Source organism: Thiofractor thiocamini (assembly GCF_055384375.1).
In genome coordinates this window covers 2,173,484-2,196,930 of the sequence record NZ_AP042389.1, presented here as the reverse complement: position 1 = coordinate 2,196,930, position 23,447 = coordinate 2,173,484, and the positions used below count along the sequence as shown (strand labels likewise).

The following is a 23,447-nucleotide window of genomic DNA, read 5'->3' as shown; positions in this document are numbered from 1 at the left end:
AAAATTTACTCAAGTATAAGCCAATGAGGGCTCAACCTGTTTAGCTATTTGTTTTATTTAGGTCTTTTTGTACCGTATTTACTTCTAGCGACTTTTCTGTTTGCAACACCTGCAGCATCAAGTGCACCTCTTACGATATGATACTTAACACCAGGTAAATCTTTTACTCTTCCGCCTCTTACAAGTACGATTGAGTGTTCTTGAAGGTTATGACCCTCACCGCCTATGTAACTAATCACTTCAAATCCGCTTGTCAATCTAACTTTTGCAACTTTTCTAAGAGCTGAGTTAGGTTTTTTTGGAGTTGTAGTGTAAACTCTTGTACAAACACCTCTTCTTTGAGGACATTTTACAAGTGCAGGTGATTTTGATTTTTTGATCACCTTTTTTCTCTCTCTTCTTACCAATTGGTTGATGGTAGGCACATCTTTTCCTTTTTTAAAATTTATTTTTTGGAAATTTCCAAAAATAGACGGTATTTTACCTTTTTTTTGCTTAAATTAAGCTGTTTTAAAGGTAATACCATCCCAAAAAGGGGATGGTATGAGACACTGACTAATTAGAACTTTTACACTCATTCTCAAAATTGCATCCTGCAATTTTTCCGAGGCTAAAATCGGGATATTCATCCTTGCATATCCTTTTAGATTTTAGAACCGTTAGAAAGCTCTAATTAGTCAGTGCCATAAATACCTATTCTGTAGATTTTACACGGCTTCTTTAGCAGCCACCTTAAATTCTCTATCCTTATACAAACCTGTTCCAACCGGGATGGTTCTTCCTAAGATTACATTCTCTTTCAAATCTTCAAGATTGTCAACTTTAGCTGCTATACTAGCTTCAGTCAAGACTTTTGTAGTCTCTTGGAATGACGCGGAAGATATAATTGAATCACTTCCTATAGCAGCTCTTGTTACACCAAGAAGTACAGGCTCTGCGATAGCCGGTTCCCCACCTATTTTCATAATTCTTTCATTTTCTGCCTGGAATCTTCTTCTACTTATAAGATCACCGACTATGAGTTTTGTATTTCCACTGTCGACAATTTTTACCTGTCTTAACATTTGAGAAACTATAACTTCTATATGTTTGTCGTTTATAGCAACACCTTGTGATCTATAAACCTGTTGGATTTCACTGATGATATATGTATGAAGTGCTTTTTCTCCAAGGATTCTTAGTATATCATGACTTGATATCACACCGTCAGTTAACTGTTCACCCGCATGAACGAATTCACCCTCATGAACGAATATCTGATGATTTTTATCTACAAGATATTCATATGATTTTCCAACAGGGGTATCTATGATGATCCTCTCTTTGTTTCTTAGAGGCTTACCAAATCTGATAGTTCCGTCAACTTCAGCTATAACAGCAGCATTTTTCGGTCTTCTCGCTTCAAAAAGCTCGCTGACTCTTGGAAGACCACCGGTGATATCTTTTGACTTCGCAACTGCTTTTGGAGTTCTACCTATGATGTCAGCTTGCGCTACTTTATCACCATTTTGAACGAATATGGCAGTTTTTGGCTCAAGTTGATATCTAAGTATTTCACCTTTATCGGTTGCCAAAACAAGCGTAGGTTTAACTCCGCTTGGTAGATACTCATTTACTACAAGTCTGCTTTGGCCGGTTAATTCATCAAATTGTTCATCAACCGTAATTCCCGGAGTTATATCTTCAAAAGTTACAGTTCCATTCTCTTCAGCTATGATTGGAGTTGAGTATGGATCCCATTCTGCTATGACTGTTTGTTCGTTGCTTGATGGGACTGCTATCTTATCACCTTTTTGGATTTTTGAATTATCTTCAAAATTAACTATGGAATTTCTTGGTAGATAGTATCTTACAGCTTCTCTGCCCTCACTATCGGCGATAACTGCAAACAGACCTTTTTCTATAACTTTATGACTTTTTTCTATAGCATTAAATCTCTCGAGATAATCTCCAGCTAACATATAATACTTGATAACGCCGGAAGCATTCGATACTATGGTTTGAACGACAGGTTCGCCATCTTTTACTTTCAACTCACTGGCATACGGTATCCTGTTAGGTACATTCCAACCCTCTTTAATGACTTCGACTATACTTTCATTTTTAGCAACTGTGTCACCACTTTTGTAAGGAATTAAAAATTTACCTTCAACTTTACCGCCGACACCTGCCAACTCGTTTGGCTTGGCTATATCATTTTTTCTAAGGATATATTTGATACTCTCTTTATCATTCTTTACTATAACATTGGTTTCATCATGTATATTTATGATCTCTATGGTACCATCGATAGTCGATTTGATTTTTGGCTCGACAAGTAAAATTCCCGCATTTCTTCTGTTTGCAACTATATACTTCCCATTTTTGTTTTGGTAAGTTTTCAAGTTGTAATATCTGATAAAACCCTCTTTTTTAGCAGTAACTTGTCTATCTTGAGCTTCAGTTGATGCTGTACCTCCGATATGGAAAGTTCTAAGAGTAAGCTGAGTTCCTGGCTCTCCGATAGACTGGGCTGAGAGTATTCCAACCGCTTCACCCGGTTTTACAAGTTTGCCTTCTCCCAAGTTTATACCGTAACATTTTGAACATACGCCCTTTGGAGCCTTACAGGTTATAGGAGTTCTTATAACTACAGACTTAACACCGGCCTCTTTGAGAGCATTTGCTTTTTGTTCATCTATCAAAGTTCCTTCACTGAAGAGTACTTCATTTGTGATGGAGTCTATGACATCTTCAGCAAGCACTCTTCCCAAGGCTCTCTCATCAATACTTTCGATTAAATCACCATTGGAAGTGATATCACTTATCTCAACACCTTCATGAGTTCCACAGTCATCAATGGTAACTTTAACATTTTGTGCAACATCTATAAGTTTTCTTGTCAAGTATCCGGCATTTGCGGTTTTAAGCGCGGTATCAGCCAAACCTTTTCTAGCACCGTGGGTTGAGATAAAATACTCAAGTACGTTCAAACCCTCTTTAAAGTTTGATATGATCGGAGTTTCGATGATACTTCCATCAGGTTTAGCCATCAAACCCCTCATACCTGAAAGCTGTCTTATCTGAGCCGCACTACCTCTAGCTCCAGAGTCAGCCATCATATAAATCGAGTTAAAACCATCTTTATCGCTCTCAACAAGCTTCATCATTTCGCTTGCAAGAGTATTGTTAGTATCAGTCCATATATCAACTATCTTGTTATACCTCTCTTGCTCAGTTAAAAGTCCTGCTTGGAACTGCTTTTGTATCTCTACGACTTTTTTCTTTGCCTCTTTGATATATCCTGCTTTACTCTCAGGAGTTTTTATATCGTCAACTGATATAGAGATACCGGCTTTTGTAGAGTATTTAAAACCAAGCGCTTTTAGCTTATCCAAAAATTCAGCCGTTACTTCATAACCACCCTCTTTAAATACATAATCAACTAAATTTCCTATATCTTTCTTTTTAAGTATTTTATTCCATAAATTTTCAGGTACAAAATCAGGTAAAATTGACTTGACTATCAATCTTCCTGCTGTTGTAAATGTTATCTTCCCGTCAACTATGGTCTTGATCTTGGCATGTATATCAAGAAGTCCCGCTTCCATGGCAATCATTACTTCATCGATATTTGCAAAGAGTTTATTTTCACCTTTGACGCCTATCTTTTCGAGTGATATATAGTATGATCCCAAGATCATATCTTGAGTAGGTACGGTTATAGCTTTTCCTGAGGCGGGAAGCAAGATATTCATGCTACTAAGCATCAGTATCTTACACTCTGCAATTGCTTCTTGGCTTAAAGGAACATGTACCGCCATCTGATCACCGTCAAAGTCGGCGTTAAAGCCTGAACAAACCAAAGGATGAAGTCTTATGGCTTTTCCATCGATAAGCACTGGATGAAATGCCTGAATAGAAAGTTTATGAAGTGTTGGTGCACGGTTTAGCATGACCGGATAATTATCGACAACTTCTTGTAAACATTCCCAAACTTCATTTGTTCTGGCTTCTATCATCTTTTTAGCTTGTTTTATAGTTGTGGAGTAACCTTTTTCTTCAAGTTTTGCTAAAAGATGCGGCTTAAAAAGCTCCAACGCCATATTTTTAGGAAGCCCACACTGATCCATTCTCAAATTTGGTCCGACAACGATAACACTTCTTCCTGAAAAGTCAACCCTTTTTCCAAGTAGATTTTGTCTGAAACGACCTTGCTTTCCTTTTATGATTTCACTAAGAGATTTTAGAGGTCTTTTGTTAGCACCTTTTACGGCATTTGCTCTTCTTCCATTATCAAATAGCGCATCAACAGCTTCTTGAAGCATTCTTTTTTCATTTCTTATGATGATTTCAGGTGCATCAAGCTCCATCAATCTTTTAAGCCTACTGTTTCTATTGATAACTCTTCTGTATAAATCATTTACATCACTGACTGCAAATTTACCGCCATCAAGTGCAACCAAAGGTCTAAGATCAGGAGGAAGTACCGGAAGTACCGTTATCATCATCCATTCAGGCTTGTTGCCACTGTTTAAAAACGCTTCTGTAACTTTAAGTCTTTTTATGATGGTTTTTTTCTTAGCTTCGGAATTTGTAGCATCGATGTCAGCCTTGAGTTTTTCCAAAAGCTCAACAAGATCAAGTTCACTTAAAAGATCTCTTATGACTTCTCCGCCCATATAAGCTTCAAAACCACTCTCTTCATATCTTTTTACAAGTGATTGATACTGTTCTTCATTTAAAACATCATACTTAGCGACAGGTTTTTTATTTTCATTGTCATAGTAAGCATCGCCAGGATTTTTAACTATATATGCTTCATAATACAAAACTCTCTCAAGGTCTTTCATCTTCACACCGAGCAAGGTACCTATTCTACTTGGAAGTGAATTTACATACCATATATGAGCAACAGGTGTTACAAGCTCTATATGCCCCATTCTGCTTCTTCTTACTTTAGAGCTTATAACTTCAACACCACATTTTTCACATTTGATACCTTTGTATCTCATCTTTTTGTATTTTCCGCATAAACACTCATAGTCTCTGATAGGACCAAATATCTTTGCACAAAATAGTCCGTCTCGTTCAGGTTTTAGAGTTCTATAGTTTATGGTTTCAGGTTTTTTGACTTCACCATAGCTCCAAGACATTATAGTCTCAGGGCTTGCTAATCTTAACTGAAACTGGTCAAAGTCTCTTGGTCTATTCTCTTCGTTTATCTCAATTTCAACCATTTTCTTCATTTTCATCTTCCTCTTTATATATACGAACATCAAGTGCCAATGATTTTAGCTCATTTGTCAAAACAAAAAATGTCTCCGGGATTCCTGTTTGAGGTACATTCTCTCCCCTGGTAAGTGCTTTGTAAGCTTTTACCCTTCCTTCGACATCATCAGATTTAATCGTAAGCATCTCTTTTAGAGTGTTTGAAGCACCATAAGCCTCAAGTGCCCAAACTTCCATCTCTCCAAATCTCTGACCACCGAATAGTGCTTTACCGCCGACAGGCTGCTGGGTTACTAAAGAGTAAGGTCCTGTACTTCTTGCGTGTACTTTTTCGTCAACCAAGTGATGGAGTTTTAGCATATACATATAGCCTACATTTACTCTCTCTTCCATCTTTTCACCGGTTTTACCATCATAAAGTTCAGTCTTGCCATCCATATCAATTTTAGCCAACTCAAAGAGTTCTTTAAACTCTTCGACATTGACCCCCTCAAATATCGGAGTAGCGAACTTGACACCTTTTGACCAGTCTCTTGCATAATTCAGAAGCTCTTCATCGCTTAGGCTGTCTATAAACTCAGGAGTTGTAAGTTTGGCAACTCTGCTTATCTCCTTCATCTTCTCTCTTAAAGTTTTAAGCCAGTCACCTTGTTTCTTTTTAAATACTTGCTCTATCTGATCACCTAGTCTCTTTCCTGCAAGCCCGAGGTGAACTTCAAGGATTTGACCTATATTCATCCTGCTAGGAACACCAAGAGGGTTAAGACATACTTCTACGCTTCTTCCGTCTTTTAGATAAGGCATATCAACTTCAGGAACTATATTTGAAACGATACCTTTGTTTCCATGTCGTCCTGCCATTTTATCACCGACTTTGAGTTTTCTTTTGGTAGCTATGTAAACTTTTACAAGTTTTACGACACCGCTTGGAAGAATATCATCTTTTTTTATCACATCAAGTTTTGCATCATGCTCTTCTTTTAACTCTTTTTTGGCATTTTGGAAGTACTCTTTGATATGATTGAACTCATCTTGTACATCTTGTGAAAAAGATTTAACCAAAGAGTTAAGAGCAAATCTATTGACATTTTCCAAGTCTGATTTATCTATCAAATCTCCTGCTTTATACTCTTTATTGCCGACTTTTGCATCGCTTTCGAGTGGATTTTTGGATAAAAGAGAGTTGATTTTAAGTATCTCTTCACGATCCAACATCAAAAGTCTATCAAGATGGTCACGATCTAGTCTTTTTTTCTCTTCTTCGAAAGCTTTTACAGCCCTTGGGTCTTTTTCGTAACCTTTTTTTGTAAATATTTTTACATCTATGACAACACCCTCTGTTGAAGATTTTGCATAGAGTGATTTGTTTACGACATGACCTGCTTTTTCACCGAATATCGCTCTTAAAAGTCTCTCTTCGGGAGTTGGTTTTATCTCACCTTTTGGACTTACTTTTCCGACAAGTATCATACCGGGTTTTATATAAGTTCCGATTTTTACTATACCGCTCTCATCAAGATGAGCCAAATCCTCTTCTTTGACATTTGGTATATCTTTTGTTATCTCTTCGGTTCCGTCTTTTAATTCCCTTGCTTCAACTTCATGCTCATAAACATGAACACTTGTAAAAGTATCTTCTCGTATAAGTTTTTCACTTATTACGATAGCATCCTCATAGTTATATCCATTCCAAGGCAAGAATGCAACCATTACATTTTTACCGATCGCAAGTTCTCCTAGATCCATATTTGGACCGTCAGCTATAACTTGACCGGCTTCTACGAATTGTCCTTTTTTAACAACCGGATACTGTGTATATGAAGTATTTTGGTTTGTTCTTACATTTTTTTGCATGGTATAGTGATCTATATATGCGCCTTTTTCATCTTCACCCAATATATAGATATTTTTACTGTCAACTTTTTCTATAACACCGGCTCTTTTTGCTTTTATGGCTGCCCATGAGTCTCTTGCAACTATCTTTTCAACTCCGGTTCCTACCATAGGTGCTTCATTTTTTAAAAGCGGAACACCTTGACGTTGCATGTTTGATCCCATCAAAGCTCTATTTGCATCATCATGTTCCAAGAAAGGAATTAGACTAGCTGCAACACCCGTAACCATTACCGAAGCCAAGTCGATAAGATCAACACTCTCTTTTGGTGCAAGTATGATTTCACCGTCTTTTCTAACTTCTATCAAATCTTCAACGATATTGCCGTCTTTATCAAGCTTTGTAGAAGCCGGTGCTATGGTCAAGCCCTCTTCTTGGGTAGCTGTTATATACTTGACTTCACTTGTAACTTTCGCATCTTTTACAACTCTATACGGAGCTTCGATAAAACCAAGATCATTGACTTTCGCATAAGTTGCCAATGTATTGATAAGACCTATGTTTTGACCCTCAGGAGTTTCGATAGGACAAATCCTTCCGTAGTGAGTAGGATGAACGTCTCTTACTTCAAATCCTGCTCTCTCTTTTACAAGACCTCCTACTCCAAGAGCTGAAAGCCTTCTTTTATGAGTTATTTCACTAAGTGGATTTGTTTGATCCATAAATTGTGAAAGTTGTCCGGTTGTAAAAAATTCCATTATGGAATTGGTTATCATTTTGGAATTTACTAGATCGTATGGCATAATATCTTCTATATTGCCGCTTAGTGTAGTAAATTTGTCTTTTATGGCTTTTTGCATTCTTATAAGCCCGGTATGAAGTTCATTTGCCAAAAGTTCACCTATAGCTCTTATCCTTCTGTTTCCAAGGTGATCTCTGTCATCTATGTGCCCTTGACCGTTTTTGACTTTTATAAGGTATTTGGCTGTTTTTATGATATCTTCATTTGTTAGAACCGTTACATAATCAGGTATATCAAGGCCAAGCTTATGGTTCATTTTCATACGACCGACTTTTGTCAAATCATATCTTTCTATATTGAAAAACAGATCATTGACAAATTTTCTGGCAGCCTCTTTTGTAACAGGCTCGCCCGGTCTCATTACTTTATGTATTCTTATGCAGGAAAGATCATTTTCATCTTCGACGCCTTCAGTCTGTTTTAAAAGCTTGAGTGTTTCAAAATCAGCTAAAAACGAGTTTATAATAGCATCATCAACTCCAGGAGCCAAATCGTTTGCTATCTCGATTTCGCTACAACCCATCTCAATGAGTTTAAGCATTTTGTTTTCATCAAGTTGAGTTAATGTATCATAAAGTATTTCACCACTTTCACTGTCTATTATAGGAGAAGATAAAAATCTGTTTATAAGAGTTTCGGTAGGATACTCTATCCACTCTACTCCGTCAGCCTGAAGTTTTTCAGCTTTTTTCTTAGTAAGTCTTTTGCCCTCTTTGATAAGAAGGTTTCCTTTATCGTCATATAAGTCAAACTCTACTCTTCCTAAAAAATCTTCAGGATTGAATTTTATCAAAAATTTATTGTCTTTTATTATAATTTTTTGGATAGGATAAAATAGTTTCAATATATCTTGTTTACTATATCCCAATGCTCTAAAAAGAATCGTTATAGGAACTTTTCTTCTTTTGTTAATCCTAACGTAGAGGATATCTTTGGCATCATACTCAAAGTAGAGCCATGAGCCACGATCGGGAATGATTTGAGAAGTATATATAAGCTTGTTTGAAGCAACAGAGCTCTCTTCTTCTTTAAATATAACACCGGGGCTTCTGTGAAGTTGGTTTACAACAACTCTTTCGACTCCATTGATGATAAAAGATACTCTATCTATCATCAAAGGAATATCTCTAATGTATATACTTTGTTCTTTTATATCTTTGATACCTTTTTTTTCACCGGTTTTTTCATCTTTGTCCCAAAGTATCAATCTTATATTCATTTTTAGATTTGCCGCATAAGTCAATCCTCTGTCTATACATTCTCTAACTGAATATTTAGGTTTGACAAGCTCACTACTTACATATTCCAACGTTATTCTGTTTTGCTGATCATGGATAGGAAAAATGGACTTGAAAACGTGCTCTATACCACTTTCACCATCACTATTCACATTTAAAAAATATTCGAAACTTTTTTGTTGAAGTTGTAGAAGATTGGGGACATCTATACTTTTTTTTACTTTTGAAAAATCAACTCTAAGTCGATTTCCTGATTTTATGTTATTTGACATGAATTCTACCTCATAGTAGTATTTTTTTATTGCTGCAGCAATAAAATAGAAGAAGTTGTTTTGAAAGATTTATCAAAACATTTAACACCATTATTACGGTTTATACTGGTATTTGATACGGGAAACTTTCCCGTATCAAATATATGATTACTTGATTTCAGCAGTTGCGCCAGCTTCTTCAAGTTGTTTTTTGATCTCTTCTGCCTCTTCTTTTGAGACTCCCTCTTTAAGAGTAGTCGGAACCTCTTCAACAGCGGCTTTTGCCTCTTTAAGACCCAATCCTGTGATAGCTCTAACGGCTTTGATCGCATTGATCTTCTTATCTCCTGCAGCAGTCAACACTACGTCAAACTCTGTTTTTTCTTCAGCTGCAGCAGCTTCACCACCGGCAGCACCACCGGCTACAACCGTAGGTTGAGCGGAAACACCAAATTTTTCTTCAAACTCTTTAACAAGCTCAGAAAGCTCTAATACACTAAGGTTTGAGATATACTCTAATACATCTTCTTTAGTTATTGCCATTTTTTTATCCTTTTATTTTTTTCTTCTTAATTTTTAACACTGTTTATGCAGCTTCTTCTTCAAGCTTGGCTCTAAGATTATCAAGACCTGTAACGAAGTTTCTAGCAGGTGCAGTCCAAACGGATAGCAACATACCAAGCAACTCATCACGTCCAGGCAACTTAGCCATTGCATTGATCGTAGCAATATCAGCAACTTTACCTTCTATATAGCCGGTTTTTATAACAAATTTGTCTTTGTTGTCACTAGCGAATTTATCAGCGACTTTACATGCTGAAATCTGATCTTTTGACCATATCGCTATGTTGTTGTCAACAATTTCAAGCTTGTCAAACCCGACTTTTTCAGCAGCCAATGTAACAAAGCTGTTTTTTACAACTCTAACTTTTGTTTCATTTGCATCGGCATACTGTCTTAAAGCTTCTAGTTGCTTATGAGTAATTCCGGTAAATCCGCAGATAACAACTGCACCGGAATCTTTGAACTCATTGGCTAGATAATCGATTCTTTCAGCCTTTTGACTTCTAGTTAGCATTCATTCTCCTTTCAAAACTTCGAACTTCGGCGGGATTTACAGGGATAAGGAGTATCCCAACCTGCTGTCTTCAGTTTTAAGATTAATTATTTTATATCCATTAGTTCAAGCACATCCAAGTGCACTGAAGGGCTCATTGTAAGTGACAATGCGGCATTTTTTATATATCTTCCTTTTGAAGCGGCAGGTTTATGCTTATTGATCGCCTGTACAAAAGTTGTTAAATTTTCATTAATCTGCTCTTTAGAAAAACTTGCTTTTCCTATTCCTGCATGGATATTCCCCTGCTTGTCTACTCTAAAGTTAACTTGACCGCCTTTGGCATTTTTTACCGCCTGAGCAACATCCATTGTAACTGTTCCGGTTTTTGGATTTGGCATAAGGCCTTTGGGTCCCAAAGTTCTACCGACTTTACCAACCAAGCCCATCATATTTGGAGTTGCTATTAAAACATCAAAATCTATCTTACCGGCTTGTATATCAGCTATCAAATCATCAGCACCTACTATATCAGCTCCTGCCTCTTTTGCTTCATCGGCTTTTGCATCTTTGGCAACAACCGCAACTCTTACTTTTTTACCGGTTCCGGCTGGAAGTACGACTGAACCTCTTACCATTTGATCCGCATGTCTTGGATCCACATTAAGTTTTAAAGCGATTTCTACCGTTTCATCAAATTTAGCTGAAGCTAGGTTTTTAACTACTTCTACAGCCTCATCTTTTTGATAGGTAGAATCTTTGTCAAATTTTTTATTTAATTCTTGAAATCTTTTTGAAATTTTTTTTGCCATCATATTCTCCGCATTTTTTTTGCTACCACATTAACCCAAGTGGTTGGGGATATTAGTCAACTATTTCTACGCCCATACTTCTTGCGCTGCCTTCTATGATCTTAGAAGCAGCAGCTACGTCTTTAGTATTAAGATCGGCTATCTTTTTAGCAACGATCTCTTCCACTTGGGCACGAGTCAATTTGCCAACTTTATTTTTTAAAGGATTATCACTTCCTTTTTTGATATTGGCAGCTTTTTTAATAAGATCAGATGCCGGTGGTTGTTTGGTTACAAATGTAAAACTTCTATCAGCATAAACAGTGATAACGACAGGGATCTTAAAACCCATCATATCTTTTGTTTTTTCATTGAAAGCTTTACAAAACTCCATGATATTTACACCCTGCTGACCAAGTGCAGGTCCAACAGGAGGTGAAGGATTTGCTTTTCCGGCTTCTATTTGAAGCTTTATTTCACCAGTTACTTTTTTAGCCATTTCTTTCCTTTTTTAAAGTAATTTATCTATTGTTAAACAATTTTTTCAACTTGAGAATAGAGTATCTCAACCGGAGTACTTCTTCCAAAAATTGAAACATTCAGTTTCAGTTTTCCATGTTCCATATCATACTCTTCAACTACACCTATGAAGTTTGCAAAAGGTCCTTCAATGATTCTTACGTTTTCGCCTTCATCAAAAGATACTTTCGGTCTGGGCTCGCCTTTTTTCTTTGCTTTTTCTAGTATGAGTTCTATATCTTTATCACTTAAAGGTGTAGGTTTTTTGGACTCTCCGATAAATCTACTTACTCTTGGAAGTGATTGTATCTTTTGCCAAAAGTTTGTATCAAGATCTATCTGTGCAAAAACATATCCTGAATATAAACTTCTCTCACTTATCTTTTTCTTTCCGTTTTTTATCTCTATAACATCTTCAGTGGGAACAATAACTTCGCCTAGTTTATCTTCGATCCCATACTGATGTGCAAGATTTTTTATAGCTTCTTTTACGCTCTGTTCACTTCCCGCATAAGTTTGTATAGCATACCATTTCAATGACATATTCTTACCTCAACTTATGCAATGTGCGACAATGTAAAAGACATGATCAAATCGATAAGAGCTAAAAATATAGCTACTACCGTTACAACTACCACAACAGAGACAAAAGCATTTCTTACTTGTTCTTTAGTCGGGAATATAACTTTTGTTAATTCCGCTCTGGAATGTTTTATATAACTCAATAATTTATCCATTTATATATCCTTGTGGTGGCAGGGCAGGAGGGACTCGAACCCCCAGCCATCGGATTTGGAATCCGGCGCTCTACCAATTGGAGCTACTGCCCTATTTTTAGACTAATCTAAACTACGATTTTAACTTGACTTCTTTATGAAGTGTATGTTTTTTTAGTCTTGGACTATATTTTCTAACTTCAAATTTTTCAGAATGAGTTTTACTGTTTTTTGTAGTAGTATAATTTATATCACCACTCTCTGTACATTTAAGACCGATTTTTACTCTCATCAGATATCCTTATAAAAAATGAAACGGGATGAGTAAACATCCCGTTTTGATTTTAACTGCTCTTTGTTTACTCTACTATTTTAGAAACAACACCGGCACCGACAGTTCTACCACCTTCTCTGATAGCAAATCTAGTACCTTCTTCCATTGCGATTGGAGCTATCAATTCAACGGAAATCTTTACATTATCTCCAGGCATAACCATCTCAGTACCTTCTGGTAGTGTTATAGAACCTGTAACGTCTGTTGTTCTTACATAAAACTGTGGTCTATAGTTGTTAAAGAAAGGAGTGTGTCTTCCACCCTCTTCTTTAGTCAAGATATAAACTTCAGCTTCAAATTTTGTATGAGGAGTGATTGAGCCTGGTTTACATAGTACCATACCTCTTTCAACCTCTTCTTTTTTAGTTCCTCTAAGAAGTACACCGCAGTTATCGCCGGCAACACCTTGGTCAAGCTCTTTTCTAAACATTTCAACACCGGTTACAACTGTTTTTTGAGTTGGTTTTATACCTACGATTTCTATCTCATCACCAACTTTAACAACACCTCTTTCGATTCTACCTGTTACAACTGTACCTCTTCCTGAGATTGAGAAAACATCTTCAACAGGCATCAAGAAATCTTTATCTGTATCTCTTTCAGGAGTTGGGATATAAGAGTCAACTTCATTCATTAACTCGATAATTTTCTCACTCCAGTCACCAAGACTGCCTGCTTTTACTTCTTCTAGAGCTTTAAGAGCTGAACCTGCAACGATTGGTGTATCATCTCCTGGGAATTGATACTCATCAAGTAGTTCTCTTATCTCCATTTCAACTAGCTCTAGTAACTCTTCGTCATCAACCATATCAGCTTTGTTCATGAAGACAACTATATAAGGTACACCAACTTGTCTTGAAAGCAAGATATGCTCTCTAGTTTGTGGCATAGGACCATCAGCTGCACTAACAACCAGTATGGCACCATCCATTTGAGCAGCACCTGTGATCATGTTTTTAACATAGTCGGCGTGTCCGGGACAGTCAACGTGAGCATAGTGTCTATTGTCTGTTTCATACTCTATGTGAGATGTAGCGATAGTGATACCTCTCTCTTTCTCTTCCGGTGCATTATCTATCTGATCAAAATCTCTCTTCTCGGCAAGACCTTTTTCAGCCAAAACAGCTGATATAGCCGCAGTCAAAGTAGTTTTACCATGATCGACGTGACCGATAGTACCTATATTTACGTGTGGTTTACTTCTTTCGTATTTCTCTTTTGCCATCTTTTCCTCCGTGGGTAATTTTTGTTTTACTTACATCATTGGCATTGTATGCAAGTTAAAAGCTTCGGCCGAAACTTTTGTATCTAAGTGTAATGGAGCTCATAGAGGGACTTGAACCCTCGACCTCTTCCTTACCAAGGAAGTGCTCTACCTCTGAGCCATATGAGCAAACTCTCATATAACTAACTACAAAATACAGATCAAAAACTTATGAGGGCTTGGTATAAAGTTGCAGAGTATCCAATAAGACTGAAAAAACAGTCCTTTTTATCAGTATTTCTTTGCAACAGCTCCCAGTTTTTGATATGGAGCGGGAAACCGGGCTCGAACCGGCGACCCTCAGCTTGGAAGGCTGATGCTCTAGCCAACTGAGCTACTCCCGCTTGTCAATAGTAATGGTGGTGAGAGGAGGATTCGAACCTCCGAAGGTGAAAACCAGCAGATTTACAGTCTGCCCTCGTTGGCCGCTTGAGTATCTCACCCTAATGCCATTTTACTATTTATATCTGGTCAAACACTGTCTCAAATTTTAAGAAAATGGAGCTGGCAAAGGGACTTGAACCCCCGACCGCCTGATTACAAATCAGGTGCTCTACCAACTGAGCTACGCCAGCGCCTCTTAAAAATGAGGTGAAATTATACTTCATATTTGATAAAAAGTCAATAGATATTGCTGTTTTTGGAAAATTTTTTGGAAAAATGTAGAAAAAAAGTAATTGTTTGCTAAAATGCTAACTGATATTTACAGATAAAAGTCTATATGGTATAATTTATAACCGTTTTATCTATAAGGAATCACATGATAATACTTTTCTCCCCAAGTGAAGCGAAAAACGAAAGTAGCCTTTATCCTCCTTTTAATGAAAACTCTTTTTTGTTTCCCGAGCTTTTTGATAAAAGAAATATCGCACTGAAAAAATATCAAAACTATTTAAAAACAGCCGATGAAGATAAACTCTCAAAACTAAGCGGTGTCAAGCAAAAAAATCTTTTGGAAAAAATCAAACAGACAGATATATTTAAAGGCAGTACTTTAAAAGCGATACAAAGATACAGTGGGGTCGGGTATGAATATCTAGGGTATAACTCACTCGATAAAAATTCGCAAAATTTCATAGAAAATCATATGATAATATTTTCCAATCTTTTCGGTCCGGTTTTAGCAAATGATCATATACCCTACTACAAACTGAAACAGGGAGAAAAGATAGATGATTTTTCATTTGAGAAACATTACAGGGAAAATTTTTCCATAAAACTCGATAAACTTTTAAAAGAGAGGTTTATAGTTGATCTAAGAGCCGGCTTTTATGATAAAATGTACAAACCAAAAACACGCTATCTTGTTTTTAAGTTTTTAAAAAACTCTAAAGTGGTAAGCCATTGGGCAAAAGCATACAGGGGGATCATGGCAAGAGAGATAGCTATAAAAAAACCTGTAGATGAAAAAGAGTTCCTGGATATTGAATTTCCAAATTTAAAAATCAAAGAGATAAAAGATATCGGTAAAAAAAGGGAGTTGATATTTGATATCATCTAACATTTTCAACGACATTCAATTAAATAGTAAAAAAGAGATATTTGGCAAAATTTTTCAAAATAGAAATATCAAAATAGAAAGAATTATTTCATACGGGCAAAGCTCCCCTCTTGATTTTTGGTATGATCAAGAGGAGAATGAGTTTGTTTTATTGTTGGATGGAGAAGCAAAGATAGAGTTTGAAGATAAAATTTACTCTTTAAAAGGTGGGGATTATCTTTTGATACCAAGTCACGTTAAACACAAGGTTGTATTTACCTCTGTAGATAAGCCCACCATCTGGCTCGCAATATTTTTCAAAGGAGAAAAGAATGGATAAAAGTTTTAAAGAAGCTATGGATTTTAGACATGCGTGTAAGCTGTTTGACGAAAAGAGGAAAATAAGCGAGGAAGATATTCTTTTCATTCTTGAAGCGGGCAGAAATTCTCCTTCATCCTTCGGTCAAGAGGGGTGGAAGTTTTTAACCATAACAAATGAAGAGTTAAAGTCTAGGATAAGACCCTATTGCTGGAATCAACCTCAGATCACTACCTGTTCTCATCTTGTTATTATTTTAGCTGCCATTGAAGCACTGAAACCTCAGAGTGGGATCCCTCAAAAAAGATTTCAAAGAAGAGATATGCCTCAAGAAAAGATAGATATGTATGTACAAGTTTATGAAAATCATTTAAAGACCACCGGCATACTAGACAGTGATAAAACTCTATACGCATGGAGCTCTAAACAATGCTATATAGCTGCCGCAAACATGATGACCGCAGCTGCGGTAAAAGGTATAGACTCATGTCCTATCGAAGGTATGGAGAAAGAAAATGTTGAAAAAGTTTTAAATCTTGATACTAAAAAATTCCAAGTAGCGCTTGTATTGCCTTTTGGTTACAGAGTCAAACCTCAGCCAAAAAGGATAAGGTTGAATCCTGAAGAAGTATATGAGTTTATAGATTGACTGAAAATAACGGGTGAACTGTATATCTCACCCGTCATTAAATGTAGTTGTCCCACACTATTTATGGTTTGTCAAAATTTCTTTCCGCAAACGCATCTATTGATGTAGAATCAAGTTGTTTCATGTCTGATTTTGAATTAGTGTTTCCACTTTCAACCAGACAACCATGAAAAGCAGGTATCTCATATGTGGATATCTCTTTTAGATTATCATTATCATCAGCTACCGCAGTCGTTGCCGTGATAAACATTGCTCCTAGCAGAATCGCTGCCAACCTTAGTTTGTTTGAAGTTCTCATCTTAGCTCCTTTCTTTGCTTTGATATTGAAATTATAGGGATTTGCCGTGTAATATTTGTTTATGCAAAGTGTATCTAAAGTGTAGTGAAATTATTTTTGGAGTGTATAAAATTCATATATGAATATATCCAATTCTAAGCACTAATATAATATAATATCTCAATTTTATTTACAAGGAATATGATAATGAGAGGATACAAAGTCTTTTCGGGTACTGCCAATGAAGAGTTTGCAAAAAAAGTTGCCAAGCATTTGACCTTGCCTTTAAGCGATGCGACCATCAGAAGGTTCAGTGATGGCGAAATAGGTGTACAGATAAGTGAGAGTGTAAGAGGAAAAGATGTTTTTATAGTACAGCCTACCTGTGCGCCGGCAAATGATACACTTATGGAGATACTCATCATGACCGATGCACTAAGGCGAAGTTCAGCTAACTCCATAACTGCCATCATGCCATATTTTGGATATGCAAGACAGGACAGGAAAGCGGCTCCCAGGGTACCTATAACAGCCAAACTTGTCGCCAATCTTTTACAAACTGCAGGAATCGACAGAGTGGTTACCATAGATTTGCATGCGGGGCAGATCCAGGGATTTTTTGATATCCCGGTTGACAACCTGTATGGAAATATCATATTTTTAGACTATGTAAAAAGAAAAAATCTGAAAAATCCGGTCATCGCCAGTCCTGATATAGGCGGAGTAGCAAGAGCAAGAGCATTTGCCAAAAAACTTGATGTAGATATGGTTATAGTTGACAAAAGAAGAGAAAAGGCAAATGAGTGTGAAGTTATGAACATCATAGGAGATGTCGAGGGTAAAGATGTCATCTTGGTAGATGATATGATAGATACCGCCGGCACTATAACAAAAGCTGCTTCAGTTTTAAAAGAAAAAGGTGCCACAAGTGTCATGGCATGCTGCACACATGCGGTTTTAAGCGGTCCTGCTTATGAAAGACTTGATCTTAGTGATTTGGATGAGCTTATAGTTTCAGATACCATTCCTCTAAGTGCCAATAGTGACAAGATAACCGTTTTAAGTGTTGCACCGCTCTTTGCGGAAGTCATAAGAAGAGTATATCACAATGAAAGTGTAAACGGGTTGTTTGTTTGATGCAAGAAAACATTCGAAACTTTTCCATTATCGCCCATATAGATCACGGCAAAAGTACGCTTGCCGATAGACTTATAAGCGAATGTGGTGCTATAAGCGATAGAGAGATGAGCTCTCAGGTGATGGACACCATGGATATAGAAAAGGAAAGAGGCATAACCATCAAAGCCCAGTCAGTCAGGCTTAATTATGAAGAAAACGGGCAAAAATATATATTAAATCTTATAGATACTCCCGGGCATGTTGACTTTTCTTATGAGGTCAGCCGATCTTTAGGTTCATGTGAAGGAGCTTTGCTTGTAGTCGATGCCAGTCAGGGTGTAGAAGCTCAAACTATAGCAAATGTATATGTAGCACTTGAGCATGACCTTGAAATCATACCGGTAATCAACAAAATTGATCTCCCGGCAGCCGATCCAGATAGAGTAAAAGAAGAGATAGAACACACCATAGGACTTGACTGCTCAGAAGCTTTGGAAGTAAGCGCAAAAAGTGGCATAGGCATCAAAGAACTTTTACATACCATAGTAGAAAAAGTCCCCCCTCCAAAAGGAGATGAAAAAGCACCCTTGAAAGCTTTGATATATGATAGTTGGTTTGATAATTATCTTGGTGCTTTGGCACTTGTGAGAGTATTTGACGGGGAAATAAAAAAAGGCGAAGAAGTGCTTGTGATGAGTACCGGAAAAAAACATGAAGTTTTGGGACTCAAGTATCCTCACCCCATAAAACAAACTGATACCAAATCCATAAAAACCGGTGAAATCGGTATAGTCATACTTGGACTTAAAAATGTAGGTGATGTCAAAGTCGGTGATACCATTACAGATGCGAAAAAACCTACAAGTGAAGCCATACAGGGCTTTCAAGAAGCCAAAGCTTTTGTTTTTGCAGGTATTTACCCCATAGAAACGGATAAATTCGAAGACTTGAGAGATGCTCTCGATAAACTTCAGTTAAATGACGCGAGCATATCTTATGAGCCTGAAACTTCCGCAGCTTTGGGATTTGGTTTCAGGGTCGGATTTTTGGGACTTTTGCATATGGAAGTTGTCAAAGAGAGACTTGAAAGAGAGTTTGGCATAGACTTAATAGCTACCGCTCCGACTGTTATATACAAAGTTCAAAAAACCGACGGCACGACCATAGAGATACAAAATCCAAGTGAACTCCCTCCTGTAAACGAGATAGAGAAAATTTACGAACCGTATGTAAAAGCTACGGTTGTTACGCCAAATGAATTTTTGGGCAATGTCATAACCCTTTTAAACAACAAAAGAGGGTTACAGCAAAAGATGGATTATATTACGACTGATAGGGTTTTGCTTGAGTATCTTTTGCCTATGAATGAGATAGTCATGGACTTTTATGATAAACTCAAATCCAGCACAAAAGGGTATGCAAGTTTTGATTATGAGCCTGTTGGCTACAAAGAGGGGGATTTGGTAAAACTCGATGTCAGGGTGGCAGGAGAAGTAGTGGATGCCCTTTCTATCATCGTTCCAAAAGATAAAGCCGTAACAAAAGGAAGAGAACTTGTAAAAACCATGAAAGAGTTGGTTCCAAGACAACTTTTTGAAGTAGCCATACAAGCAAGTATCGGAAATAAGATCATAGCAAGAGAAACGGTAAAATCCATGGGCAAAAACGTAACCGCAAAATGCTATGGCGGTGATATAACAAGAAAAAGAAAACTACTTGAAAAACAAAAAGCAGGTAAAAAAAGGATGAAAGCCATAGGTAAAGTTCAACTTCCACAGGAGGCATTTTTAAGTGTTTTAAAAATTGACTGAGTTACAAGGAGTCAAATATGAAAAAGTTAAGTATATTGTTCATAAGTATAGGATTACTGTTTTTTGGAGGATGCTCTTATAAAAATAGTACTATCACCATAGCTCCCTATAAAGTAAACTTTTTAAGTTTTGCAAACAGACATAGAAAGGTTTATATAAATTCCGTAAAAGACAACAGGACAAACAAACAAATCGTTGCCGTGGTAACAAATGACAAAGGTGACAATTTAGGATATACTACTACCACTCAAGACTTTACCAAATGGTATAAAAATGCTCTACAAAAAGCACTTGAAGCAAACGGTTTTTCACTCGCAAAAGATAAAAAACAAAGCGATATGAGTATCGATCTATCGCTAAATGAACTTGTTGTCACTTTCAATAAAAGCGAACTCATAAAAGAGAACTTGACAGGACATATAGCATTGAAACTTATCCTGCATCAGGGAAAAGAAACCATCACGAAAAACATATCTGAAAGCATCAGTAAATACAATGGTTTGACAGTCAGCGAAGATACATTTAAAGAGCAGGTGCAAATACTTTTGAATGACAGCATAAAGCTTATAATAAAAAATTTAAAACATACACAAGAGTAATGTACTGCCTGTTGTGTAGTGAATTGTCAGCTTCTCATATATGCAAAAGATGCAGAAGTGAGTTTTTGACTCCTACTGTGACAAAAAGAGTACTCTCAGACGGTTTTGAAGTCTTTAGTTTTTACAAATATAACGATATAAAAGAACTTATCCATACAAAACATAAATTTATAGGATATTTTATCTATAATATTTTAGCAGAAGAGAGTTTTTTAAAATTTGCCGGAGAGTTTAAATCCGCTGACAAAATATACTCGTTTTCATGTGATGATGATATAAAAACAGGATACTCTCACAATGCAATTTTAAACAAACATTTAAAATCATCCGGTATAACACCCGTTCACTCAGTTTTAAGAGCAAAAAACAGTGTAAAATACTCCGGTAAATCCCTGCAGTTTAGACAAAACAACCCAAGAAATTTCATATATTCATTCAAATCAAATATAAATGCCATCCTTATAGATGACATCGTAACAACCGGCACTACACTAAACGAAGCAAAAGAAACTTTACAAAAGAACAAAGTAAACGTTCTTTTTGCTTTGACCCTTGCAGATGCGAGGGATTAAGCGGAAATTATGTAATTTTTAGATATTATAAAATACTATTAAAGCTACAAAAGGTTAACTAAATGAGCGATATTTTTGAACAAAATCAAGATATTCAAGATATAAACATTGAAGACTCTATAAAAACGAGTTATTTAGACTACTCTATGAGTGTCATCATAGGAAGGGCTTTGCCTGATGCCAGAGATGGCCTCAAGCCGGTACACAGAAGAATACTCTATGCAATGAGTGAGCTAAACCTAAGCTCCAGGGCAGCCTATAAAAAATCAGCTAGGATTGTCGGTGATGTCATAGGTAAGTATCATCCACACGGCGACAATGCAGTATATGATGCGTTAGTCAGGATGGCTCAGCCGTTCTCGATGAGACTTCCTTTGATAGACGGTCAGGGAAACTTCGGCTCCATAGACGGCGACAATGCCGCAGCCATGAGATATACCGAAGCCAGAATGACCTCTCTAAGTGAAGAATTACTAAAAGATATAGACAAAGAAACGGTTGATTTCATACCAAACTATGATGACAGTATGAGTGAGCCTGATGTACTTCCAAGCAGGATCCCAAACCTTTTGATAAACGGCTCAAGCGGTATCGCCGTAGGTATGGCTACCAATATCCCTCCGCACAATCTTGGCGAAACCATAGATGCTTTACTTCATTTGATAGACAATCCGGATTGTGAGATATCTGACTTGACTGAGTTTATCAAAGCTCCCGATTTTCCTACAGGCGGCGTTATATTTGGCAAGAGAGGCATCATAGATGCCTACAACACAGGAAGAGGCCGCATCAAGATAAGAGCAAAAACCCACATAGAAAAAAAAGGGCACAAAGATGTCATAGTCATAGATGAATTCCCGTATCAAGTAAACAAGTCCAAATTTATAGAGCAAGTTGCCGCACTTGTAAAAGATAAGCAGATAGAAGGTATCTCCGAGATCAGAGATGAAAGTGACAGAGAAGGCATAAGAGTAGTAATAGAACTTAAAAAAGATGCTATGAGTGAAATCATACTCAACAACCTTTACAAATCATCGAATCTTGAAGTGACTTTCGGGGTTATACTTCTTGCCATTGAAAACAAAGAACCTAAAGTATTCAATCTTTTGGAACTTTTGGAACTCTTTTTGAAACACAGAAAGACCGTACTGATAAGAAGAACCATTTATGAGTTGGAAAAAGCGAAAGCCAGAGCCCATATCTTAGAAGGTTTGAAGATAGCGCTTGACAATATAGATGAGATCATCGCCACTATCAAAAAAAGTGAAGATACAAAAACCGCAAAAACCGCATTGATGGAAAATTTCTCACTAAGCGAGATCCAAGCCGGCGCTATTTTGGATATGAAGTTAAACAGACTGACCGGACTTGAAAGAGAAAAGATAGAAAATGAGTTAAAAGAGTTGCTAAAAGAGATAAAAAGACTTAGCGCTATTTTAAAAAGTGAGGAGCTTTTAAACAAACTTATAAAAGATGAACTTATAGAGGTAAAAGAAAAGTTCAGCTCTCCTAGACTGACTGAAGTAGTCGATGATTATGGTGAAATCGATATAGAGGATTTGATACCCAATGAACCTATGGTAGTCACCATCACCCACAGAGGCTACATAAAAAGAGTAGCTCTTAAACAGTATGAAAAACAAAAAAGAGGTGGAAAAGGAAAAACCGCTTTGACCACTTACGATGATGACTTCATAGAGAGTTTCTTCGTATCAAATACCCATGATACCCTTATGTTCATAACTGACAGAGGACAACTCTACTGGTTGAAAGTTTACAGGATTCCTGAGGGCAGCAGAACCGCAAAAGGCAAAGCTGTAGTCAATCTTCTAAACTTACAGCCTGATGAAAAGATCATGGAGATCATTCCTACGACTGATTTTGATGAGAGCAAATCTTTGGCATTCTTTACCAAAAAAGGGCTTGTCAAAAAAACCAACTTAAGTGAATTTTCCAACATAAGAAGCGTAGGGGTAAGAGCTATCACGCTAAACGAAGAAGACTCTTTAGTTACAGCCAAGATAGTGATGCCTGATGCAAAATACCTTTTTATCATAACAAGAAAAGGAATGTGTATCAAATTTGATGTAAATGATGTAAGAGAAATGGGCAGAAGCGCCAAAGGAGTTACCGGCATAAGGTTTAAAGAAGCGGGTGATTTTGTAACAGGTGCCACCATCATATATGATGATGAAGAGGAGCTTCTAAGTGTCAGCCAAAAAGGCGTAGGCAAAAGAACTACTGCAAGCGAATACAGACTTCAAAAAAGAGGTGGAAAAGGTGTGATAGCCATGAAGCTCACACCTAAAACCAAAGATTTGGTAGGCATAGTTATAGTAGATGAAACAAAAGATTTGATGGTGCTTACATCCAAAGGCAAAATGATACGTGTAGATATGAAAAGCATCAGAAAAGCCGGTAGAAATACAAGTGGCGTAAAGATAGTAAATGTTGAAGGGGATGACAGTGTTATAAGCATAGCAAGATGCCCAAAAGAAGAAAGTGAAGCCGAATCAAACGGTATGTCTGAAGAGAATGAGGCAAATATCTTGGAAGATGCAGACAAAAAAGAGGAATAATATTTGCTTTGTAGATAAAAAATCA

20 protein-coding genes and 5 tRNA genes are annotated in these 23,447 nt (G+C 36.9%); 8 read left to right on the top strand and 17 right to left on the bottom strand.

Translation table 11 applies throughout. The features are described from left to right. Positions 1-53: 53 nt before the first annotated feature. From rpsL to ACZ47B_RS11000, 16 genes are all read right to left on the bottom strand, one after another. On the bottom strand, positions 54-425 hold the full coding sequence (gene rpsL, locus ACZ47B_RS11075; RefSeq protein WP_464894586.1) for a 30S ribosomal protein S12: 372 nt from the start codon (positions 423-425) through the stop codon (positions 54-56). Between the two features lie 282 nt (positions 426-707). Further along, a complete protein-coding gene (gene rpoC / locus ACZ47B_RS11070; protein ID WP_464894585.1) occupies positions 708-5,228 on the bottom strand; it encodes a DNA-directed RNA polymerase subunit beta' in 4,521 nt (1,506 codons plus the stop codon). After that, positions 5,212-9,357: a DNA-directed RNA polymerase subunit beta gene (rpoB, locus tag ACZ47B_RS11065; RefSeq protein ID WP_464894584.1), complete on the bottom strand. Its 4,146-nt coding sequence runs from the start codon at positions 9,355-9,357 to the stop codon at positions 5,212-5,214. Before rpoB ends, rpoC begins: the two co-directional genes overlap by 17 nt. 147 nt (positions 9,358-9,504) lie before the next feature. Further along, entirely contained in the window at positions 9,505-9,879 is a 375-nt protein-coding gene (gene rplL / locus ACZ47B_RS11060; RefSeq protein ID WP_464894583.1) for a 50S ribosomal protein L7/L12, read from the bottom strand. A 43-nt stretch (positions 9,880-9,922) separates the two neighbouring features. Next, positions 9,923-10,414, bottom strand: a complete 492-nt coding sequence (rplJ, locus tag ACZ47B_RS11055) for a 50S ribosomal protein L10 (RefSeq protein WP_464894582.1) — start codon at positions 10,412-10,414, stop codon at positions 9,923-9,925. Between the two features lie 86 nt (positions 10,415-10,500). Further along, on the bottom strand, positions 10,501-11,205 hold the full coding sequence (rplA, locus tag ACZ47B_RS11050) for a 50S ribosomal protein L1 (RefSeq protein WP_464894581.1): 705 nt from the start codon (positions 11,203-11,205) through the stop codon (positions 10,501-10,503). A gap of 52 nt (positions 11,206-11,257) precedes the next feature. After that, positions 11,258-11,683, bottom strand: a complete 426-nt coding sequence (gene rplK, locus ACZ47B_RS11045; protein ID WP_464894580.1) for a 50S ribosomal protein L11 — start codon at positions 11,681-11,683, stop codon at positions 11,258-11,260. A 32-nt stretch (positions 11,684-11,715) separates the two neighbouring features. After that, positions 11,716-12,246: a transcription termination/antitermination protein NusG gene (nusG, locus tag ACZ47B_RS11040; protein ID WP_464894579.1), complete on the bottom strand. Its 531-nt coding sequence runs from the start codon at positions 12,244-12,246 to the stop codon at positions 11,716-11,718. Between the two features lie 14 nt (positions 12,247-12,260). Beyond that, positions 12,261-12,440 (bottom strand): preprotein translocase subunit SecE, encoded by a 180-nt coding sequence (secE, locus tag ACZ47B_RS11035; RefSeq protein WP_464894578.1) that lies wholly within the window; start codon positions 12,438-12,440, stop codon positions 12,261-12,263. Positions 12,441-12,456: 16 nt separating this feature from the next. Continuing rightward, positions 12,457-12,533: transfer RNA gene (locus ACZ47B_RS11030), tRNA-Trp, on the bottom strand. 19 nt (positions 12,534-12,552) lie between these two features. Continuing rightward, the gene (gene rpmG, locus ACZ47B_RS11025) at positions 12,553-12,711 is read right to left on the bottom strand and encodes a 50S ribosomal protein L33 (protein ID WP_464894577.1); all 159 of its coding nucleotides are present in this window, start codon (positions 12,709-12,711) and stop codon (positions 12,553-12,555) included. Positions 12,712-12,778: 67 nt separating this feature from the next. Next, entirely contained in the window at positions 12,779-13,978 is a 1,200-nt protein-coding gene (gene tuf, locus ACZ47B_RS11020; protein ID WP_464894576.1) for an elongation factor Tu, read from the bottom strand. Between the two features lie 93 nt (positions 13,979-14,071). Further along, positions 14,072-14,146: transfer RNA gene (locus ACZ47B_RS11015), tRNA-Thr, on the bottom strand. A gap of 138 nt (positions 14,147-14,284) precedes the next feature. Continuing rightward, positions 14,285-14,361, bottom strand: a tRNA-Gly gene (locus ACZ47B_RS11010). A gap of 13 nt (positions 14,362-14,374) precedes the next feature. Then, positions 14,375-14,460, bottom strand: a tRNA-Tyr gene (locus ACZ47B_RS11005). A gap of 56 nt (positions 14,461-14,516) precedes the next feature. Then, positions 14,517-14,592, bottom strand: a tRNA-Thr gene (locus ACZ47B_RS11000). A gap of 185 nt (positions 14,593-14,777) precedes the next feature. Between ACZ47B_RS11000 and ACZ47B_RS10995 the strand changes: the two genes are divergently transcribed. The 3 genes from ACZ47B_RS10995 to ACZ47B_RS10985 are packed head-to-tail and all read left to right on the top strand — an operon-like array spanning position 14,778 to position 16,465. Further along, positions 14,778-15,518, top strand: coding sequence for a YaaA family protein (locus tag ACZ47B_RS10995; RefSeq protein WP_464894575.1), 741 nt, complete (start codon positions 14,778-14,780; stop codon positions 15,516-15,518). Next, on the top strand, positions 15,505-15,837 hold the full coding sequence (locus ACZ47B_RS10990; protein ID WP_464894574.1) for a cupin domain-containing protein: 333 nt from the start codon (positions 15,505-15,507) through the stop codon (positions 15,835-15,837). Before ACZ47B_RS10995 ends, ACZ47B_RS10990 begins: the two co-directional genes overlap by 14 nt. Then, on the top strand, positions 15,830-16,465 hold the full coding sequence (locus tag ACZ47B_RS10985; protein WP_464894573.1) for an NAD(P)H-dependent oxidoreductase: 636 nt from the start codon (positions 15,830-15,832) through the stop codon (positions 16,463-16,465). The genes ACZ47B_RS10990 and ACZ47B_RS10985 overlap by 8 nt, the downstream gene beginning before the upstream one ends. Positions 16,466-16,526: 61 nt before the next feature. Here ACZ47B_RS10985 and ACZ47B_RS10980 read toward each other — a convergent pair whose 3' ends face one another. Then, positions 16,527-16,763: a hypothetical protein gene (locus tag ACZ47B_RS10980; RefSeq protein ID WP_464894572.1), complete on the bottom strand. Its 237-nt coding sequence runs from the start codon at positions 16,761-16,763 to the stop codon at positions 16,527-16,529. A gap of 186 nt (positions 16,764-16,949) precedes the next feature. Between ACZ47B_RS10980 and ACZ47B_RS10975 the strand changes: the two genes are divergently transcribed. The 5 genes from ACZ47B_RS10975 to gyrA all read left to right on the top strand — a co-directional run bounded on the left by ACZ47B_RS10975 (position 16,950) and on the right by gyrA (position 23,422). After that, positions 16,950-17,879, top strand: coding sequence for a ribose-phosphate pyrophosphokinase (locus ACZ47B_RS10975; RefSeq protein WP_464894571.1), 930 nt, complete (start codon positions 16,950-16,952; stop codon positions 17,877-17,879). Then, complete coding sequence (lepA, locus tag ACZ47B_RS10970) at positions 17,876-19,672, top strand: translation elongation factor 4 (RefSeq protein ID WP_464894570.1); 1,797 nt, start codon at positions 17,876-17,878, stop codon at positions 19,670-19,672. The genes ACZ47B_RS10975 and lepA overlap by 4 nt, the downstream gene beginning before the upstream one ends. A gap of 17 nt (positions 19,673-19,689) precedes the next feature. Further along, entirely contained in the window at positions 19,690-20,271 is a 582-nt protein-coding gene (locus ACZ47B_RS10965; protein WP_464894569.1) for a YajG family lipoprotein, read from the top strand. An 11-nt stretch (positions 20,272-20,282) separates the two neighbouring features. Further along, the gene (locus tag ACZ47B_RS10960) at positions 20,283-20,843 is read left to right on the top strand and encodes a ComF family protein (protein ID WP_464894568.1); all 561 of its coding nucleotides are present in this window, start codon (positions 20,283-20,285) and stop codon (positions 20,841-20,843) included. Between the two features lie 62 nt (positions 20,844-20,905). Continuing rightward, complete coding sequence (gene gyrA, locus ACZ47B_RS10955; protein WP_464894567.1) at positions 20,906-23,422, top strand: DNA gyrase subunit A; 2,517 nt, start codon at positions 20,906-20,908, stop codon at positions 23,420-23,422. Positions 23,423-23,447: the final 25 nt, after the last annotated feature.

Coding starts and splice junctions, on each gene's coding strand:
- rpoC (WP_464894585.1), bottom strand. CDS start 5,228: ATGAAGAAAATGGTTGAAATTGAGATAAACGAAGAGAATAGACCAAGA.
- rpoB (WP_464894584.1), bottom strand. CDS start 9,357: ATGTCAAATAACATAAAATCAGGAAATCGACTTAGAGTTGATTTTTCA.
- rplL (WP_464894583.1), bottom strand. CDS start 9,879: ATGGCAATAACTAAAGAAGATGTATTAGAGTATATCTCAAACCTTAGT.
- rplJ (WP_464894582.1), bottom strand. CDS start 10,414: ATGCTAACTAGAAGTCAAAAGGCTGAAAGAATCGATTATCTAGCCAAT.
- rplA (WP_464894581.1), bottom strand. CDS start 11,205: ATGGCAAAAAAAATTTCAAAAAGATTTCAAGAATTAAATAAAAAATTT.
- rplK (WP_464894580.1), bottom strand. CDS start 11,683: ATGGCTAAAAAAGTAACTGGTGAAATAAAGCTTCAAATAGAAGCCGGA.
- nusG (WP_464894579.1), bottom strand. CDS start 12,246: ATGTCATTGAAATGGTATGCTATACAAACTTATGCGGGAAGTGAACAG.
- secE (WP_464894578.1), bottom strand. CDS start 12,440: ATGGATAAATTATTGAGTTATATAAAACATTCCAGAGCGGAATTAACA.
- rpmG (WP_464894577.1), bottom strand. CDS start 12,711: ATGAGAGTAAAAATCGGTCTTAAATGTACAGAGAGTGGTGATATAAAT.
- tuf (WP_464894576.1), bottom strand. CDS start 13,978: ATGGCAAAAGAGAAATACGAAAGAAGTAAACCACACGTAAATATAGGT.
- ACZ47B_RS10995 (WP_464894575.1), top strand. CDS start 14,778: ATGATAATACTTTTCTCCCCAAGTGAAGCGAAAAACGAAAGTAGCCTT.
- ACZ47B_RS10985 (WP_464894573.1), top strand. CDS start 15,830: ATGGATAAAAGTTTTAAAGAAGCTATGGATTTTAGACATGCGTGTAAG.
- ACZ47B_RS10980 (WP_464894572.1), bottom strand. CDS start 16,763: ATGAGAACTTCAAACAAACTAAGGTTGGCAGCGATTCTGCTAGGAGCA.
- ACZ47B_RS10975 (WP_464894571.1), top strand. CDS start 16,950: ATGAGAGGATACAAAGTCTTTTCGGGTACTGCCAATGAAGAGTTTGCA.
- ACZ47B_RS10965 (WP_464894569.1), top strand. CDS start 19,690: ATGAAAAAGTTAAGTATATTGTTCATAAGTATAGGATTACTGTTTTTT.
- gyrA (WP_464894567.1), top strand. CDS start 20,906: ATGAGCGATATTTTTGAACAAAATCAAGATATTCAAGATATAAACATT.